The organism is Marinobacter sp. bablab_jr008 (assembly GCF_016464145.1).
Classification (GTDB): domain Bacteria; phylum Pseudomonadota; class Gammaproteobacteria; order Pseudomonadales; family Oleiphilaceae; genus Marinobacter; species Marinobacter nauticus.
On record NZ_JACDWW010000051.1, the window covers coordinates 157,565 to 177,238 of the forward strand.

Genomic DNA, 19,674 nt, shown 5'->3' on the forward strand with positions numbered 1-19,674 from the left:
TGCCGCCACATCAGAGGGCCCAGGGCAGGCAATCAGTGGCTGTCGGAAAACCACCAGCGGGGCAGCAAACGATTAACGCCGGGTTGCAGGAAGCGGTCGTCAATCAACCAGATTACACCCCGGTCGTCCGGGGTGCGGATCACCCGGCCAGCGGCCTGGGCCACTTTCTGCAGGCCGGGGATCAGGTAGGTGTAGTTATAGCCTTCGCCAAATCGTTGTTGCAGACGGTCTTTGAGGATTTCATGCCAGGCATCAAACGGTGGCAGGCCAAGGGTGGCCACAAAGGCGCCAATCAGCTGGTCACCAGGCAGGTCGATGCCTTCGCTGAACACGCCGCCGAGCACCGCAAAAGCGATGCTGCCTTCAGGCTTCCGAAAGTCCGCCAGGAACTGCCGACGCTGCTCCGCGCTCATCCCCGGTTGTTGTGAACGCTGGGGAATATCAGGTGCCTGGTTTGCCAACGCATCGCTCACCTCTTTGGCGTATTTAAAGCTGCTGAAGAACGCCAGGTAGTGGCCCGGCCGTTCCCGGTACTGTTTGGCGATGAGTTCGGCGATGGGCTGCAGGCTGGCTTCACGATGCACCTGCCGGGTGCTGATGCCGGGCGTGAACTCAACCTTCAGTTGTCCGGCGCTGAACGGGCTGGGCAGGGACGTGAAGCGGGCGTCTTCCGGCAAACCAAGCAAGTCCCGGTAATACACGCCGGGGCTGAGGGTTGCGGAGAACAGCAGCACCGAGTGAGCGGCTTTGAAGCGCTCAATGAGGAAATCCGCCGGGATCAGGTTCTGGATGGTCAGGCTGGCCCGGCCACGGCCGCTGCGCTGGAATTCGCACAGGGAATGATCGCCAAAGCTGTCCGCCAGTTTCATGAAGGCCACACTTTCGAACATCACTTCTTGCAGGGCCAGGTCCGGGGGGTTGTCAGCCAGGTAGTCGGTGATCACCGAGACCATGGCCTGCAGGGCACCCAGCAATTGCGACGGCAGAATCGGGAGGAACACCGGCTGGGCCTGTTCGCCGTGATCCCGGATCAGCGCCTGCCAGGCCCGAGCGGTGCGATCCAGGGCGGCTTTCACCGGTTTCGGGGCGGTCTTTTTCAGCTTCAGCAAGCGCTGTTGCTCCAACTGCACCGAATACATGCCCCGGGCCCGGTCTACCAGATTGTGGGCTTCGTCCACCAGCACGCTGGCCTGCCAGTGGTTCTGGCGGATCAGGCCGTGCAGCAGGGCCGACTGATCGAACAGCCGGTTCACATCGCCAATCACCAGGTCACTCCAGCGGGCCATTTCCTGGGCCAGGAAGTAGGGGCAAATATCATGACCGGCGGCGATGTTCGCCAATGTCTCTTGAGTTAACGGCTCCTTGCTCTGTACCGCCTCGGCCCGGGCATCGGGCAGTCGGTCGAAAAAGCCCTTTGCCAGCGGGCAGGAGTCGCCGTGGCAGGCTTTATCCGGGTGTTCGCAGGCGTCGTCCTTCGACACCAGTTCCAGGGTTCGCAGTGGCCAGGGCTGCAGTTCATCCTGCGCGTGCCGCAGCTTATCCACAGCATCCAACGCCAGCTGCCGGGCGGTGTTGCGGCAGGTGAGGTAGAACAGCCGGTCCTGCCTGGCGGCAGGCATTGCCATCAGGGCCGGGAACAGGGTACCCAGGGTCTTGCCCAGGCCGGTAGGCGCTTCCAGTAGCAGGGTGCCGGCTCTGACCGAATTCTTGTACACGGTTTCCGCCAGCTGCCGTTGCCGGGGACGAAAATCCGGGAAGGGGAAGCGCAGGTTGGCCAGGAGGGCGTCTCGTTGCTCCCGATGGTGTTCTTCCTGTTCGGCCCAGGCTTTGTACAGACCACACAGGGTTTCCAGTTCGTGCCAGAGCTCGTCGGCTTTGGCGGTTTCGGTGAGCAACGTCTCCTTGTCCCGGCCGATGTCGTAGTAGACCAGCGCCAGTTCCACGCTCTTGCGGTTTTCCTGCCGGCACAGCAGGGCGCCATAGGCCCGTAACTGGGCCCGGTGCAGGGCCCGCTGGTGAGGGCGAATACGGGACACATCACCCCGGTGGGTCTTGATTTCTTCCAGCCGGTTCTTGTGCGGGTGGTAACCGTCAGCCCGGCCGGAAAGCTCCAGATCCAAGCAGTTACCGGTAAGTGAATACTCGCTTTTATAGCCGTAGCCCCGCTTTGACTGGATTGCCTGATGGCCGGCAATGCCCTCTTCGCTGGTGGGTGCGGGGGTGTAGCGGAAGTCCAGGTCGCCGTGGCGGGCGGCGAACTCACACAGGGTGCGGACAGCAACTTTCACACGCGGGCCTCATCATCCTGCCAGCGCACATAGCACACGCTGGCCGGGATGCCTTGCCGGGCGAAGAACTGCAACCAGCGCACCTGATGGTCCTGCAAGCGGTCGCCGGGGCCTTTCACCTCGATCATTTCGTAGCGTTGTTCCGGCTGGTCTGCTTCCGGCACCAGCCGGATCAGATCCGGGAAGCCGCTGCGGTGTTCCTTGATGTTGTTGAGCAGGCGGCGGAACAGGGCCTCCAGGTGGCGCGAGGGAATGCAGTGCAGGGCCAGCTCCAACAGGGCTTCATCGAGTACCGGCCAGAACACAAAAGGATTGGCGATGCCCTGCTTGTTTTTAAAGGTGTCGAGAATTTCCCGGCGATAGGCGCCGGTGTCCAGCAGACGGAAACGTTGCTCGAACGCCTGCTGGCGACGGGCGACAAAGTCTTCCCGGGTCAGGTCTGCCGGACCAATATGGAACGGATGGAAGAAGGCGCCGGGCAGCGGCAGGAAGAGCACCGGCCAGCACAGCAGACCGAACAGGGCGTTGATCAGGGTGTTTTCCACATAGAACACCGGGGCGTCATCCGTGGCCAGATGTTGCAGCGCTGCCCACTCCACCTTACCAGTGTCCGGCTTCGGCAATGTGAGGGTGAATTCCTGCAGTGGGGGGTTATCCACAGGCTCGGGCTGGTCGGCCCCTACCTTCGGCGCCAGCCGCTTCAGCAACCGGGCCAGGCCCTGGGCTTCGGCGTCGCTCAGGTCACTGGTTCGCCACTGACAGGCAATGCCCCAGGCCTCCTGAAAACACTTCATCCTTTCCAGTAAACGAAGCTGTTTCAGCCGCGCTTCCCGGTGTCCGCTGTTTTCCCAGACCTCAAGTGCCAGTTCCCGTTCGCCCTGTCGCTCCGCCTGCCGGCCCAGTTCCAGCAACAACCGGTCCCGGCGGCTGGTAAGCCAGGGGTTATCCACAGGCCCGGGGACATCGGGCCAGACGTCCACCGCCGGCTCGCCGGTGTCGAGCCGTTCCCGGCACTGGTGCATCTGCAGGTAACAATCCACTTCCGAGCGATGCTGAAAGGCGCGGGATTCCGGGGTAAAGGGCACAGACTCGAACTGCTGTACGCCCAGTTCCACCAGCACAAAGTCAGTCCAGCTCTGGCGCAGATTGCCGAAGAACATCAGGCGGATGCGATCAAACAGGGCCATGTCCTGCAGCTGGACCACAGTCGAAGCCTCACCGCCACCAGGCAGCCAAGCCCCCAGGGCTCTTGGTGCATTGAACGGTTCCGCCAGCAGCTCCCGCATCCGGGCCTTGCCCAGGGTTTTCGGGTGACCCTGCTGTTGCAGCCAATCGGCGAACACCGGCCGTAATTCGGCCAGGGTAAACAGCCGGAACAGGTCGTCCAGGCATAGCTCCGGCGCAGGATCCAGCCAGCCCGCCTGTATCAGCATCCTGAGTGCTTCCGATTCCGGCACCGGCAGTTCGGGATAACGCAGCTTGTCGGCCCGGAACAGCTCTCCGGTACGCATTACCATGCGGGTCAGCAGCGCCCGGGGCCCGGTGGCCAGGCCGCTGAAGGCCGCCAGCCGGTTTCGCTCCTGTTCCGTTAACAGGTCCGCGTGGTGGTTCGCTACCCAGGCCACCAGAATATCCATGTTCTCCAGATAATAGAGCGGATCATCCAGGCTGGCGGGAACCGGTCGGTGCTTGATCATAGGAATGCAGACGTTGGATTGGCAGAGAGGCACAAACTTTACGCCGGAAGGCGGGCAGGCTCAAACCTGTTCCATGCACAAAAATTAATCATCACGAGCCTTGCCAATTTATTTAATGATAACTATTATCATTTGCATCAAGACAAGGAGGACGCCATGAAATTTCTCTGCCCACGCCACCGCCGGATGTTTGCCAGTCTTTCCCTGAACGAGAAAAATGATCTATGGCTGCTCTGGATGGAATATGCCTTTACCTTCAGCGAAAACCAGGATTCCGACAAGCTGGTGGCCGCCACCGGCAGTGCTTTCGATCTGGCGTGCCTGGCCCGCAAACATCACCCGGACTGCATGCAGGTAGAGCTGACCCTGGCGGCGATACTGGTATGCCGGGCGCTGCGCGACCGTGGCGACATCAGCGCCGCCGAGCATGTGCTTTTCCGGGCTCTGGACAGCCTGCAATCCAGCGAGCCCTGCCCGGGTATAACCGGTCGATGCAGCACCGATGAGTGTCTGGAGGTATTGCTGGATCATCGTCGCCATTCGGCATTCTTTGCCGAGTACCTGAACTGGCCCTCGTTCCCGTTCACAACGCCGACAACACGTCCGGCGATGGCCATGCACTGACAGGTTTACGGAGGAGCTATGGGTATGCCCTTCACACGCCCGAACCCGGTTCAGGCGCACAAGATTGAAGATCTGAGCTGGCTGGAGAGCCGGCATCATGATCGGGTTTGCATCAGCATTGATGCCAAAAGTCTGGCCAGGCTGATGCAAAACAGGCAGTTGCACGCCGAGGATTTTTCTTGTCTGGATGCGTCCTCCCAGAGTCTGGTTCGTCATCTGCTTCTGGCTTGTCTGCGGCATTCCTGACCCGGCCGACATCCGGATTCGCAACCTCTGTCTTTTGAACAATCACGACTGCCCGTGTCGCTCCGTCAGGTTACGATGGAGTACGCCTGACGGTCCGTATTCTCGGCCAACTGCGGTAAGCTGTGGCCCGAGGATTGAATTGTTCATCAGACAAGGAAAACCATGGCCGACTCCACAGCCATTGAACCCGGCTTTCACGCCATCCACGCCAACCACCTGGAAGACCTGCGCCGCGCCGTGGTCTATATCTGCCGGCAGAATCCCATGCCGCCGCTGCAGAGCGAAACCTTTCTGGTGCAGAGTAACGGCATTGCCCAGTGGCTGAAGCTGGCGCTGGCGGAGAAGCGTACCGAGGATGGCGTGGAAGGCGGCCTCGGCATTGCCGCCGGCATGGATTTCCTGTTTCCCGCCCGGTTTATCTGGCAGGCCTACCGGGCGGTGCTGCCCGATGGCGAAGTACCGGAGCAGTCCCCCTTCGACAAGCGCCGTCTGGTCTGGCGGCTGTACCGATTGTTGCCGGAGCTGGTGGGGCAGGATGAGGCGTTCACACCACTGGCGCGATTCCTGGATGGCCGCGATACCGACCTGCGCAACTTCCAGCTGGCCGAGAAAGTGGCCGACCTGTTCGACCAGTACCAGGTGTTCCGCGCCGACTGGCTGGCGGTCTGGGAGCAGGGCAAGGATGTGGTGATCACAGCCCGGGGCGAAGAAAAGCCCCTGGATGTGGAAACCCTCTGGCAGCCGTTACTCTGGCGCCAGCTGGTAGAAGACGTGGGCTGCGAAGCCCACACCAGCCGCTCGCAGATTCACACCCGCTTTATGGAGCAGGGCCAGCGCATCAGCGAGCCGGCCAATCCGGGGCGCCTGCCCAAACGCATTGTGGTGTTCGGGGTGTCGTCATTGCCCCGGCAGGCGCTGGAAGCTTTGTACGTATTGAGCCGCTTTAGCCAGGTGGTGTTGTGCGTGCACAACCCCTGCCAGTTCTACTGGGCCGACATCATCAGCGACCGGGAGCTGCTGAAAGCCGAACGCAAGCGGGGCGCCGCACACCCGGTGCTGTCACAGATTGACGATCCGGACCAGCTTCACCAGCATGCCAACCCTCTGTTAGCGGCCTGGGGCAAGCAGGGCCGGGACTACATCCGCCTGCTGGATGAGTTCGACAATCCGGACGACTACCGCGCCAGCTTCCAGACCCCCGGCCAGAAGATCGACATCTTCACCGACCATGGCGATGTGGATAACCCCTGCCTGCTGCACCAGCTGCAGAACGATATCCACAACCTGACCCCATTGCAGGAAATCCGCCAGCAGCACCGCACGGTGGATCTGGCCCGGGACCATTCCGTGGTGTTCCACGACGCCCATGGCCCCCAGCGGGAGGTGGAAATCCTGCACGACCAGCTGCTGGCCGCGTTCAATGCCAACCCCACGCTGCGGCCCCGGGATGTGATTGTGATGGTGCCTGATATTAATGTGTATGCGCCGCACATCCAGGCCGTATTTGGCCGCTATTCGCCGGGCCGCAAACGCCACATTCCGTTCACCATTTCCGACCAGGGCCAGCGCCACCACGAACCGGTGCTGATAGCCCTGGAAACCCTGATGTCGCTGCCCCGCAGCCGCTTTGGCGTGAGCGAAATTATCAGCCTGCTGGAAGTGCCCGGCATTCGCGACCGCTTTGATATCAGTGAAGACGAGATTCCCCTGGCCCGGCGCTGGGTGGAAGGCGCCAACATTCGCTGGGGCCTACATGGCGAGCACCGGCACAGCCTGGACCTGCCGGCGGAGCTGGATCGCAACACCTGGCAGTCTGGCCTTCGGTCCATGCTGCTCGGCTACGGCATGGGCGATGACGAACCCTGGGGCGGGGTAGAGCCCTATGGCGAAATCGGCGGCCTGCAAGCCAGCCTGGCCGGGCGCCTGGGCGAGTTCGTACACCAGCTGGAAACCCTGTGGCAGGCCCTGCAAGCCACCCGCACGCCCGGTGAATGGGAAGCCCTGTTCTCCGCCATGCTGGAGCAGTTTTTCCACAAGGTGGAAGGCCAGGACCTGCTGTTGCTGAACCGCTTCCGCCGCCAGTTGGAGCAATGGCTGGAAGATGCCCTCGCCGCAGGCCTTGATCACCAGCCGCTGCCTCTGAACATCGTCAAGGATGTGCTGCTGCAGGGCCTGGACGAAGGTGGCCTGAACCAGCGCTTCCTGGCTGGCAAGGTGAACTTCGCCACCCTGATGCCCATGCGAGCCATTCCGTTCCGCAAAGTGTGCCTGCTGGGTATGAACGACGGCGATTACCCCCGCTCCCGGCCGCCGGTGGATTTCGACCTGATGGCCCAGGATTACCGGCCGGGGGACCGCTCCCGCCGGGAAGACGACCGCTACCTGTTTCTGGAAGCCTTGTTGTCCGCCCGGGAACAGCTGTACATCAGCTGGGTGGGGCGCAGTATCAGGGACGACTCTGAACGGCCTCCCTCGGTGCTCATCGGCCAATTACAGGACCATCTGAACAGTCTGTGGACCGTGGCGGGGCAACCGGATCGTTCTGTTACCAAGGCTCTGACCACCCAGCATCCGCTGCAGCCGTTCAGCCGGGACTATTTCCCCAGAACCAACAGCGTGGGCGAGGGTGAAGAGACCCAACCCAAACCGCTGGCCGAGGTGCTGCAGGCCCGTGGCCTGTTCACCTACGAACGAGAATGGCGCAGCGCTCATGCAGTGGATAACCCGGAGCAGAGCCGGGAAGCCCTGCCGTACCAAGCACCGGAAGAACCCATCAGCCTGAGCGAGCTGGCGAACTTCCTGAAAAAGCCCATCGACACCTTCTACCAGCGCCGGCTGCAGGTGCGCTTTGAAGACGTGGAAGACGAGGATACCGACAACGAAAACTTTGACCTGAACGGCCTGGACCGCTGGCGCCTGGATAACGAGCTGATCCAGGACAGCGTGCTGAAAGCCGCCAGCGAGGAAGAACTGTACAAGCGTCTCGAAACGACACTCGACCGCATGGCCCGGCGCGGCGACCTGGGCATGGGGGTCACCGAACTCCGCCTGCGCACGGAACTGGCCGGCCGGCTGCCGGACCTGTTCGAACGCTATCGCGGTGCCCTGGCGGAATGGCCGGAAGTGGTGGCGGAGCCTTTACCCTTCGAGTTTCGCTATACGGGTGACCTCGGTTCGGCAGAAGTGGCGGACCTGATCGACAACCTGCGCTGCAATCCACAAGGGCAAGTGTGCCGGCTGGTGATCGCCAACTCCGGCCTGCTCACCGGCTCCGGTTACTCGAAAAAAGTACGCTACGCCAACCTGCTGCGGGACTGGCTGATTCACCTGGCCGGCCAACTCAGCGGCCAGCCGTTTGAAACCCTGATCCTCGGTAAGGAAGAAGGCCGTAAATTCCACTTCCCGCTCATGGCCCCGGAGCAGGCACAAAAGCACTTCGAAGCCATTCTGGGCCGCTGGATGGAAGCCACCACCCGGACCCTGCCCATTCACTGCGAAGCCGGCTTTGCCTGGATCACCAGTTTCTATGGCGGCAAGAAACACGTGGGCGACCACGAGCGGGCCATCAGTGAGGCAGAGCAGGCCTACACCACGGCACTGGAGCGAGACGCCGGCTACCTGCGCGGCGCCTTTGAAAGCCCCGAGATACTGATGGCCAGTGGCGAGTTCGAAGCCTTGCTGCACCAGCTTTACGTGCCTTTATGGGAAGCGGAGCAGGGCAAATCAGCCGCCGAGCAGGTGGGTTACCAGGAGGAGCAGGCATGAATCAGACAACCCCTAACCGTAACCCGAATCTGGACCCACTGGCGCTGCCCCTGAACGGCAGTGCCCTGATCGAAGCCAGCGCCGGCACCGGCAAAACCTTCACCATCGCCATCCTGTATGTGCGCTTGGTGCTGGGCCATGGCCAGGCAGAAGACAGTCCGCTGCAGAACCTGCTGCCGCCGAACCTGCTGGTGGTGACCTTTACCGACGCCGCCACCAAGGAGCTGCGGGACCGCATCCGCACCCGGCTGACCCAAGCTGCCGAGGTGTTTTCCGAGGCCGCCGACAGCCTGGAACCCACCCCGGAAACCGCACTTATCCACAAGCTGCGGGATGACAGCTATCCGGACCCGGCCAGCTGGCCCGACTGCCGGAAGAAACTGCTGCTGGCCGCCGAGTGGATGGACGAAGCGGCGGTGTCCACCATCCACGGCTGGTGTAACCGCATGCTCAGCGAACACGCCTTTGACAGCGGCAGCCTGTTCAAACTCACCCTGGCCACCGACCAGAGCGAACTGCTGGACGACGTGGCCCGGGATTACTGGCGCACCTTTGTGTACCCGCTGCCACCGGCCCTGATGGACGAAGCCCTCAGCCACTGGAAAACCCCCACCGACCTGCGCAAAGCGGTGCGTAACCTGATCGACGATCCGGACGCCCTGGGCAAACCGCCAGAGAACGTACACCAGGCCATCAACCAGGTGGTCAGCGAACGGCAGGCACGGGCCAATGAACTGAAAGCCCACCCCTGGGCCCAGTGGCAGCAGGAAGTCACCGACCTGTTGAACGACCTGCACAAAGCCAAGCGCCTGCACGGCGGCAGCAAGAACGCCATGCTCAAGGTCTGGGACAACCTGCTGGCCTGGGCCGAATCCGACGAACTGCTGCCGGAGAAACTGGACAGCGCCGCCGGTTACAAGAACCAGACCCCCGAAGGCCTGGATAACATCCTGAAAGGGGACGAGCCCGGCCCCCATCACCCGGCCTTCGACGCCATCGAAGCCCTGATGGCATTCGGCCAGAACCAGCCCAGCGCCAAGTCTGACATCCTGCGCCACGCCAGCCACTGGATTGCCAACCGGCTGGAAGCGGAGAAACAGCAGCGCTCGGAGATGGGCTTTGATGACCTGCTCACCCGCCTCGACGACGCCCTGCACGGCGCCCGGGGTGACCAGTTGGCCGCCACCATCCGCCGGCAGTTCCCGGTGGCGCTGATTGACGAATTCCAGGACACCGACCCGGTGCAGTACCGCATTTTCAACCGGGTCTATAACGTGGAAGCGAACAGCCCGGACACCTGCCTGCTGATGATCGGTGATCCGAAACAGGCCATTTACGGCTTCCGGGGCGCCGATATCTACACCTACCTGCAGGCACGGCTGGGTGTGCAGGCCCGCACTTACACCCTGGGCAAGAACTTCCGCTCCGCCGAAACCATGGTGCGCGCCGTCAACCGGGTGTTTGAACACAGCGACCAGCACAGCGCCAAAGGCGCCTTCCTGTTCGGCAAGGGCGACAGCACGCCGCTGCCATTCCAGGGCGTGGATGCCAACGGCACCAAACGCCTGTGGGCGGTGCAGGGTGAATTCCAGCCCAGCCTGGTGTTCTGGACCCACGAATCCGCTGAAACCGACAAGGAAGGCAACCCGAAGGGGCTGGCCAAGGGCACCGCCACCACCGAGGTGGCCGAAACCTGCGCCAGTGAAATTGCCCGGCTGCTGACTCTGAGCCAGGCGGGGCAGGCAGGCTTCGCCCTGCCGGATAACCCGGCGGACCTGGAGCCGGTGGCCCCCAAAGACATCGCCGTGCTGGTGAACAATCGCAACGAGGCGGCCGCGGTGCGGGATGCCCTCGGGCGCCGGCGCATCAAGAGCGTGTACCTGTCGGACCGGGATTCGGTACTCACCTCCCAGGAAGCCAGGGAAGTGTTGTGCTGGCTGCGCGCCTTCGCCGAACCCCGGCAACTGGCCTTTATCCGCACCGCCCTGGCCACACCGACCCTGGGCCAGAGCTGGCAGGCACTGGATCGGCTGCTCACCGATGAGCTGATACTGGAACGGGAAATCGAGCGCTTCCAGCGCTACCAGCAACAGTGGCAGAGCCAGGGCGTATTGCCCATGCTGCGGAGCTTTCTGATGGACTTCGAGGTTCCCGGCCGCCTGCTGCAACGCCCTGACGGTGAGCGAAGACTGACTGACATCCTGCACATCGCCGAACTGCTGCAGCAGGACAGCCTGCAACTGGACGGCGAACATGCCCTGGTGCACCACTTCACCCAGATCCTGCGGGCGGCAGACGAAGAAGACGAACACCGCACCCTGCGCCTGGAAAGCGATGCAGGTCTGGTAAAGGTAATCACCGTGCACAAATCCAAGGGCCTGGAATACCCACTGGTATTCCTGCCCTTCGGAACCGCCTTCCGGGCAGAGAACCCGAAGCAGGCGTATGTTCGCTACCACGACGACACCGGCAAGCTGGTGACCGTGTTCGATCCGACTCCGGAAGACATTGAAAGGGCCGACCAGGAACGCCTGGGCGAGGACATCCGTAAACTCTATGTGGCCCTGACGCGGGCCCGGTTTGCCACCTGGGTGGGCGCGGCGGCTGTGGATAACTGGTATCAGAGCGGCCTGGGCTATGCGATTGCCGGAACACCGGAGCAGTCCATCAGCCAGGCTCTGGCCTCACTGGCCCAGGGCCGCCCGGAAATCCGGATTTCCCCGCTGCCGGAAGCCGGAAACACAATATTCACCGAAATGGCCCCGGACGCCCTGGGCCCGGCGCTGATCTCCACGCGGGAAGCGAAGGAAGACTGGTGGATCGCCAGCTACTCCACCATCGAATACACCGGCATGGCCGGCACCGGTATTACCTTCACCGGCGAGGTGGAAGACGCCCAGACCCAGAACCTGCTGGAAGAGAGTGCCCAGGACGACACTGATGAAGCGCCCCCCGTGCCCGCGGTGCGCAACCATCACTATTTCCCCAAGGGCGCCGGCCCCGGCACCTTCCTGCACGAATTACTGGAATGGTGCACGGCGCAGGGCTTCCAGCGGGTTGTGGATAACCCCGAGCTGCTGCACGAACAGCTGAGCCGCCGCTGCGGCACCCGGGGCTGGAGCGACTGGGTGGACCCCCTGCAACACTGGCTGCTGGAACTGATCCGCAAACCACTGCGACTGGATCGCAATGGCCAGGATACCGCCAGCCTGGCGCAGTTGGGCAGTCTGCGCCCGGAGCTGGAGTTCTGGTTTGAAAGCCGCAACGTCAGCATCCGACAACTGGATGCGCTGGTCACCCGTCACACCCTGAACGGCGCGGACCGGCCCCGGGCCGAAACCTACCGCTTCAACGGCATGCTCAAGGGCTTTATCGACCTGGTGTTCGAACACAAGGGGCAGTATTACGTGCTGGACTACAAATCCAATACCCTGGGTGAGGACGACGACGCCTACACCGACCAGGCCATGGGCCAGGCGATTCTGGACAAACGCTACGACCTGCAATACATCCTCTACCTGCTGGCCCTGCACCGGCTGCTGAAGGCCCGTTTACCGGGATACGACTACGACCAGCACATTGGCGGCGCGGTGTACCTGTTCCTGCGAGGGGTGAACTCCGCCAGCGGCGGCGCCTTTACCGACAAGCCCCCCAGGGTGCTGATCGAACAGCTGGATGCCCAGTTCGATGGCGAGCCGGTTTCCGGGGAGGTGGCCGCATGAGCCGTACCCGCCACACCGAAAACCAGTTTGCCCTGGACCTGGGTGACGACACGCCAGTGAACCGGGCGGCCACAGAATCACCGGAGGCTGTGGATAACTCCCAGCTGCTGGCCCATCCTGACGACACCGAGGCGCTGTTAGGGCAATGGCAACAGGCCGGCTGGATTCGCCCGCTGGATACCGGCTTTGCCCGGCTGATCAGGGAACTCAGCGAAGAGCAGGGCGAAGGCCCGCAACCACTGGTGCTGCTGTTGGCGGCACTGACCTCGCACCAGGTGGGCCGGGGGCATGTGTGCATTGACCTGGCCACGCTACTCGACGATGCCGGCCAGACCCTGGCGCTGCCGCCGGAAGAACCGGCCAATACCGGCCTGTCTGAGAGCGAGGTGGCCAACCTGCAAGGGCGTTATCCACAGGAACTGCTGTCACGGGTACAACTAACCGATTGCCTCACAGCCCTGCAGGGTTCTCTGGCCGTGAGCGATGGCTCCGTGCCGGCACCGCTGGTACTGAACGGCACCCGACTGTACCTGCGCCGGTTCTGGCGTTACGAACAACGCATTGCCGAGGGCATACAGCAACGACTGGCCTTGCCATCGCCGCTGGCCGACCCGCAATCGGCGGCCTCGCAAACCTTATCCACAACGCTCAGCAAACTGTTCCGGTCCACAGAGCCGGTGGATTACCAGAAACTGGCCTGCGCCCTGGCCGCCCGTAACCGCTTTGCCGTGATCACCGGTGGCCCGGGTACCGGCAAGACCACCACCGTGGTGAATCTTCTGGCAGCCCTGCAGGCCGTGGCCGGGGAAAGCCCGGAACGGGCAGGGCGCAAGTACCGTATCCGCCTGGCCGCACCCACCGGTAAGGCCGCCGCCCGGCTGAACGAATCCATTGGCGGTGCGGTCAGCAAGCTGCCACTGGCCGACCTACCCGGCTCCGTGAAACTGGAGGACATTCCCACCAAGGTCACCACCCTGCACCGGCTACTCGGTAGCCGGCCAGACACCCGCCAGTTCCGACATCACCGAGACAATCCGTTGCTGGTGGATATCCTGGTCATCGATGAGGCCTCCATGGTGGATGTCGACCTGATGGCCTCGGTATTCGATGCCCTGCCCGCCAGCGCTCAGCTGATCCTGCTGGGCGACAAGGACCAGCTGGCCTCAGTGGACGCCGGCGCGGTGCTGGGCGAGCTGTGCCAGCGGGCCTTCGACGCCCACTACACCCCGGACACCGCCAACTGGCTGGCCGCCATCACCGGTGCCCAGATACCGGCCAGCCTTGTGGATAACTCAGGCCAGCCTCTGGACCAGGCCGTAGCCATGCTGCGCAAGAGCTATCGTTTCGGGCAGGACAGCGGTATCCGACAGTTAGCAGAAGCCGTCAACACCAGCGCGCTCACCAGCCAAGTACTGGGGCAGATCCGAGATGCCGAGTTTGAGGATGTGATCTGGCTGAATGGCGGCACGCCGAAACCAGATCCGGAACAGACCCAGGAGTTGATTTGCCACCACACCATCACTGGCACTCAGGAGAGTTTCCGCAATGCCGGACAGGGGCGGGTGGTGAATGGAAAGGTACTGCCTCCGCCGGTGGGCTATCGCCACTACCTGGAAGTTATCCACAACTCTGGCTTAACCGCCGACAGTCCCCGAGAAGCCTGGGATGCCCACGCCGCTGAGGTGCTGGAAGCCTTCAACGATTTCCAGGTGCTGTGTGCGTTACGCAAAGGCCCCTGGGGCGTGGAGGGCTTGAACCAGCGTATCGCCCAGAAGCTGCTGGCTGAAAAACTGATCGACAAAACCGACGGCTGGTACGCCGGCCGGCCGGTGCTGGTCACCGGCAACGACTACAACCTCGGCCTGATGAACGGGGATATCGGCCTCACCTTCAGTGTACCCTGGGATAAGACCGAAACCGGCGAGCCAAAAGCGACCCTTCGGGTAGCCTTCCCGAGCGGTGACAGCACCAGCGGCATTCGCTGGATTTCCCCCAGCCGTTTGCAACAGCTGGAAACGGTATACGCCATGACGGTGCATAAGTCCCAGGGCTCGGAGTTCAACCACACCTGCCTGGTGCTACCCGATAGACTCAGCCCGGTACTCACCAAGGAACTGGTCTATACCGGCATCACCCGGGCCAAGAACTGGTTCAGCCTGATTACCGGCGATGCGCAGGTGTTCAAAGACAGCGTATTCCAACAGGTGGTGCGGGCTTCAGGACTGGCGCTTCGGCTCGGGGAGCAATAGCCCCGGGCATCAGTTATCCTCACTCCGATGTTGCTGTTCCCAAAGACGGGCGTAATGACCATCGCGGGCCAGCAACTCGTGATGGCTGCCACTTTCGACAATCCGGCCCCCGTCCATCACCAGAATGCTATTGGCATCGCGAACTGTGGATAACCTGTGGGCAATCACCAGGGTAGTACGCTGGTGGCTGACCTCTTTCAGGGCACCGAGGATGGCCTGTTCGGACAAGGAGTCCAGGGAGGAGGTTGCCTCGTCCAGAATCAGTATTGGCGGGTTTTTCAGGATAACCCGGGCAATGGCCACCCGCTGTTTTTCGCCGCCAGACAACTTGAGGCCGCGCTCGCCGACTTTCGTTTCGTAGCCTTCTGGAAGGCTGTGGATAAAATCTTCCAGGTGGGCCATGCGCGCGGCCCGGTAGACTTCTTCCTCGGTCGCTTCGGGGCGGCCATACGCCAGGTTACGGTAAAGGGTATCGTTGAACAGTACGGTGTCCTGCGGTACCACCCCGATGGCAGAACGCAGACTGTCTTGGGTGACCGATCGAATATCCTGGCCATCAATCCGGATAGCGCCGTTATCGACCTCGTAGAAGCGGAACAGCAGCCGGGCTAGGGTAGACTTGCCGGCACCGCTGGCGCCCACCACCGCCACGGTATGGCCGGCAGGGATAGTGAAGCTAACGTCTTGCAGGATCAACCGGTCCGGGCGGTAGGCAAAGTGGATATGTTCGAAGCGTACCTCTCCGTTATCCACAACCAGGGGCCTGGCATCCGGCGCGTCCTGGACTGCCGGTTGGTCACCCAGTAGTTTGAACAGACGCTCCACATTCACCAGGGCCTGGCGGATTTCCCGGTAGACAAAGCCCAGGGCATTCAGGGGAATGAACAGCTGGATCAGGTAGGCGTTGATCATGGTGAAATCACCCAGGGTGATTTCGCCGCTGGCCACTTCGCCCACCGCCATGGCCATAATGACGATCAGCGCCACGCCGATGATCAATGCCTGGCCAACGTTCAGGGTGGCCAGCGACAGGCGGTTCTTCAACCGAGCCTTTTCCCACTCATCCAGGTCCTGATCGTAAAGCTCGGCTTCATAACGTTCGTTGTTGAAGTATTTGACGGTTTCGTAGTTGAGCAGGCTGTCGATGGCCCGCGAGTTGGACTGGTTGTCCCGGGCATTGGCTTCCCGCACGAACCTGGTTCGCCACTCGGTGATCCTGATAGAGAACACCACATACACAACCACCGCCACCAGAATGGCGACGACATACCCGACGTTGAACACCACCAGCAGGATGCCCGCCACCAGCAGGATTTCCAGGATGGTAGGCACGATGTTGAACAGGGTGAAGCGCAGCAGAAAGCTGATGCCGTTGGTGCCGCGTTCAATATCCCGGGCCAGGCCACCGGTTTTACGGTCCAGATGAAATCCCAGTTCCCTCTGGTGCAGGTGTTCAAACACCCGCAGAGAGACCCGCCGCATAGCCCGCTCCGCGACCCGCGCAAACACGGCATCCCGCAGTTCGCTGAACAGGGTGGCACCAAAACGCAGGCTACCGTAGGCCACCACCAGCACAACCGGGATCCACAGCAGCATGTCGGCACCTCGGTTCTGGTCCAGGTAGTCGACAATGTATTTCAGTGCCACCGGGGTGGCGACGGTGGCCAGCTTTGCCAAAACCAGCATCGCCATAGCCAACACGACCCGCCCCCTGAATTCCAGAAGATACGGCCACAACCCGGAAATAATCGACCAGTCGGGCTTATGATCGGCGGGGTAGTCGTTGTCGGCGTAGGCTCCCCATCCCGTGCACTCTTGCTAACAGCTATGATACGTCTTCATCTGAGGACAAATCGTAAAAGAAACGGCTTAATTAAACTTTGATCGATCAGGAGAGTGACCATCAGCCCCAATCATCGTAAAGCTCTAAGACTCGTCATCGAGTTTATCAGTCCCTATCGACGTGCGGTTGTAGGGGCACTGGTTGCACTGGTTATTACCGCCGGCATCACCCTTGGTCTGGGCCAGGGCCTGCGCATTCTGGTCGATCAGGGCCTGGCCACGCAGTCTCCGGAAAACCTCGCCAAAGCCATCGGCCTGTTTTTCGTGCTGGTACTCGGCCTGGCCTTTGGTTCGTTTGCCCGATTCTACCTGGTGTCCTGGATTGGCGAACGGGTGGTGGCAGATATTCGCAAACGGGTATTCAATCACCTGATCGATCTCACGCCCAGCTTCTTTGAACAGAACCGGGCCCTGGAGATTCAGTCCCGGTTTACGGCTGACACCACCGTACTGCAATCGGTGATTGGCTCCACCGTCTCCATCGCGCTGCGCAACACGCTGATGCTTATCGGCGGGCTGATTCTTCTGTTTGTCACCAACGCCAAGCTGGCCAGCATCATCCTGCTGGGGTTTCCGCTGGTGATTGCGCCGATCCTGTTTTACGGCCGCCGGGTGCGGGCGCTGTCCCGACTGAGTCAGGACCGGGTGGCGGATGTTGGCAGTTATGTCGGGGAGAATCTCAGCCAGATCAAAACCGTACAGGCCTTCAATCATCAGCCTCACGATCGCCGCTACTTCGCCGAGGTCTCTGAAAAGGCCTTCGATATTGCCCGGCAACGGATTCGCCAGCGCGCCTGGCTGACCACACTGGCGATTTCCCTGGTAATGGGCGCCGTCGGTATTGTCATCTGGATTGGCGGGCTGGACGTGATTCATGGCCGAATCTCACCGGGGGAGCTGGCAGCCTTTGTGTTCTATAGCCTTCTGGTTGGCGTGGCGGCTGGAGCCATCAGTGAGGTGATTGGCGAATTGCAGCGCGCCGCCGGTTCCGCAGCTCGCCTGTTTGAGCTGCTGCAAACCGAGCCGGAGCGGCGTCCCGAGACGGGAACGGACAGGCTTCCGGGCACAGTGACCGGTGCAATTACTCTGGATAACCTGAGCTTCAGCTACAGCGGGCGCACGGAACGGCCAGCGCTCGCCAGGGTCTCTCTGGAGATCCAGCCGGGTGAAACCCTTGCCCTGGTCGGTCCGTCCGGTGCCGGTAAATCCACGTTGTTTGATCTGCTACTGGGTTTCTATCCGCTACAGGACGGTTCTATCCGGTTGGAGGGCATAGACACCGCCAAGGTTCCACTGGCTGACCTGCGACGGTGTTTCGCCCTGGTGCCGCAGAATCCGGCCCTGTTTCATGGCACTGTCGCCGATAATCTGCGCTACGCCCGGCCCGAGGCCAATCAGGCTGAGATCGAGCAGGCCGCCCGTATTGCCCACGCCCACGAATTTATTCAGGCCCTGCCACAGGGTTACGACACGCCCCTGGGTGATGCCGGCCAGGGCCTTTCCGGTGGCCAGAAACAACGACTGGCGATTGCCCGTGCGCTGTTGGCCAACGCTCCGATTCTGCTGCTTGATGAAGCCACCAGCGCCCTGGATGCGGAAAGCGAGCACCTGATTCAGCAGGCCATGCCGGCGCTCACGGAGGGCCGGACTACCCTGGTGATTGCTCACCGGCTGGCAACGGTGCGGGATGCCGACAGGATCGCGGTATTTGACGAAGGCCGACTGCTGGCAGTGGGCAGTCACGACCAGTTGATCCGCGATAACGCGCTGTACCAGCGCCTGGCCAGCCTGCAATTCCGGGACACGGGGAGCCAGACAGAACACTGAGTGCCCCGTTGGTCGGTTTGTGTGTTGGGTGCGTACTCCCTACACTGGTACTAGAAATTCCTAATCCTGACACAGGGAGACACGCAAAGTGAGCAACAAAGAATTGCAGGCACTCAAAGAGCGATACGTCGCCGCGGGCGCAGCAAGCCCCAATGATCAATTTGCAGATCACGCCCTGAACGCAGAGGTCTGGGACGCAGATGGCAAACGCATGATCGATTTCGCCGGCGGTATCGGCGTATTGAACATCGGCCATCGACATCCCAGGGTGGTTGAGGCCGTCAAGGCGCAGCTCGACAAACTGATGCACACCTGCCAGACGGTGATGCCCTACGAGGGCTACGTGAAGCTGGCCCAGAAGCTGAGCGAAGTGGTGCCGGTAAAAGGCCACGGCAAGGTCATGCTGGCCAACTCCGGCGCCGAGGCATTGGAAAACGCGGTCAAGATTGCCCGCGCAGCCACCGGCAAAAACAACGTTATCTGTTTTGACGGCGGTTACCACGGCCGCACCTTCTTCACCATGGCCATGAACGGCAAGGCCGCCCCTTACCAGACCTCCTTCGGGCCCATGCCCGGCCTGGTCTACCGCGCGCCTTACCCGGTGCCTTACCATGGCATTTCCGAAGAAGAGTCCCTGCGCGGCCTGGCGATGACCATGAAAGCCGACTCCCCGGCCCATGAGACCGCCGCCATCGTATTGGAACCGGTTCTGGGTGAGGGTGGTTTCTACCCGGCACCGCCAAGTTTCCTGAAAGCCATCCGCAAGATCTGCGATGAAAACGACATCATGATGATCGTGGATGAAGTGCAAAGTGGCTTTGGCCGCACCGGCAAGCTGTTCGCCATCGAACACAGTGGTATTGAGCCGGACATTATGACCATGGCCAAATCCATGGCCGATGGCATGCCCATCTCGGCCATCGTCGGCACGGACAAGGTGATGGACTCCTCCGGCCCGAACTCCCTGGGCGGTACCTACACCGGCAGCCCCACCGCGTGCGCCGCCGCCCTGGCGGTGTTCGATGTCATCAAGGAAGAAGATATCCTTGGCAGGAGCCAGCGCCTGGGCGAGAAACTGAGAGCCCGATTCGACCAGTGGCAGGAGCAGTTCACCCATGTGGACAACGCCCGCAATCTAGGCCCCATGGCGGCCTTTGAGCTGGTGGAAAGCAAGGATACTCACAAGCCCATGCCGGAACTGGCCGGTGCCATCACCAAGAAGGCAAAGGAGAAAGGGCTGATCCTGCTGAGTTGCGGTATGCACGGCAACACACTGCGGTTCCTGATGCCGGTGACCATCGAGGACGAGGTGCTGGAAGAGGGGCTGAATATTGTTGAGGAATGCCTGAAGGAAGTGGGCGCCTGAACCAGGCGGTTACGTCTGACTTCCTATTCGTCGTATACTGCCGGAAGC

General features: G+C 61.7%; 10 protein-coding genes. 7 read left to right on the forward strand and 3 right to left on the reverse strand.

What is annotated here, in order from left to right:
• Positions 1-32: 32 nt before the first annotated feature.
• Both JIF53_RS06170 and JIF53_RS06175 read right to left on the reverse strand, forming a co-directional pair.
• Entirely contained in the window at positions 33-2,288 is a 2,256-nt protein-coding gene (locus tag JIF53_RS06170; protein ID WP_199452067.1) for an ATP-dependent DNA helicase, read from the reverse strand.
• The gene (locus JIF53_RS06175) at positions 2,285-3,985 is read right to left on the reverse strand and encodes a VRR-NUC domain-containing protein (protein ID WP_199452068.1); all 1,701 of its coding nucleotides are present in this window, start codon (positions 3,983-3,985) and stop codon (positions 2,285-2,287) included. Before JIF53_RS06175 ends, JIF53_RS06170 begins: the two co-directional genes overlap by 4 nt.
• A gap of 156 nt (positions 3,986-4,141) precedes the next feature.
• Here JIF53_RS06175 and JIF53_RS06180 point away from each other — a divergent pair, with 156 nt between their 5' ends.
• From JIF53_RS06180 to recD, 5 genes are all read left to right on the forward strand, one after another.
• Positions 4,142-4,609, forward strand: coding sequence for a hypothetical protein (locus JIF53_RS06180; protein WP_023011924.1), 468 nt, complete (start codon positions 4,142-4,144; stop codon positions 4,607-4,609).
• 24 nt (positions 4,610-4,633) lie between these two features.
• Positions 4,634-4,855, forward strand: coding sequence for a hypothetical protein (locus tag JIF53_RS06185; RefSeq protein WP_147271083.1), 222 nt, complete (start codon positions 4,634-4,636; stop codon positions 4,853-4,855).
• A 162-nt stretch (positions 4,856-5,017) separates the two neighbouring features.
• On the forward strand, positions 5,018-8,620 hold the full coding sequence (gene recC, locus JIF53_RS06190; RefSeq protein ID WP_199452069.1) for an exodeoxyribonuclease V subunit gamma: 3,603 nt from the start codon (positions 5,018-5,020) through the stop codon (positions 8,618-8,620).
• A complete protein-coding gene (recB, locus tag JIF53_RS06195) occupies positions 8,617-12,342 on the forward strand; it encodes an exodeoxyribonuclease V subunit beta (RefSeq protein ID WP_199452070.1) in 3,726 nt (1,241 codons plus the stop codon). Before recC ends, recB begins: the two co-directional genes overlap by 4 nt.
• Positions 12,339-14,591, forward strand: coding sequence for an exodeoxyribonuclease V subunit alpha (gene recD, locus JIF53_RS06200; protein ID WP_199452071.1), 2,253 nt, complete (start codon positions 12,339-12,341; stop codon positions 14,589-14,591). Before recB ends, recD begins: the two co-directional genes overlap by 4 nt.
• 9 nt (positions 14,592-14,600) lie before the next feature.
• Here recD and JIF53_RS06205 read toward each other — a convergent pair whose 3' ends face one another.
• The gene (locus tag JIF53_RS06205; RefSeq protein ID WP_228285481.1) at positions 14,601-16,283 is read right to left on the reverse strand and encodes an ABCB family ABC transporter ATP-binding protein/permease; all 1,683 of its coding nucleotides are present in this window, start codon (positions 16,281-16,283) and stop codon (positions 14,601-14,603) included.
• A gap of 204 nt (positions 16,284-16,487) precedes the next feature.
• On the opposite strand from JIF53_RS06205, the gene JIF53_RS06210 reads away from it, so the two are divergent.
• Positions 16,488-18,260 (forward strand): ABC transporter transmembrane domain-containing protein, encoded by a 1,773-nt coding sequence (locus JIF53_RS06210; protein WP_199452072.1) that lies wholly within the window; start codon positions 16,488-16,490, stop codon positions 18,258-18,260.
• Positions 18,261-18,348: 88 nt separating this feature from the next.
• Entirely contained in the window at positions 18,349-19,626 is a 1,278-nt protein-coding gene (gene gabT, locus JIF53_RS06215; protein WP_199452073.1) for a 4-aminobutyrate--2-oxoglutarate transaminase, read from the forward strand.
• Positions 19,627-19,674: the final 48 nt, after the last annotated feature.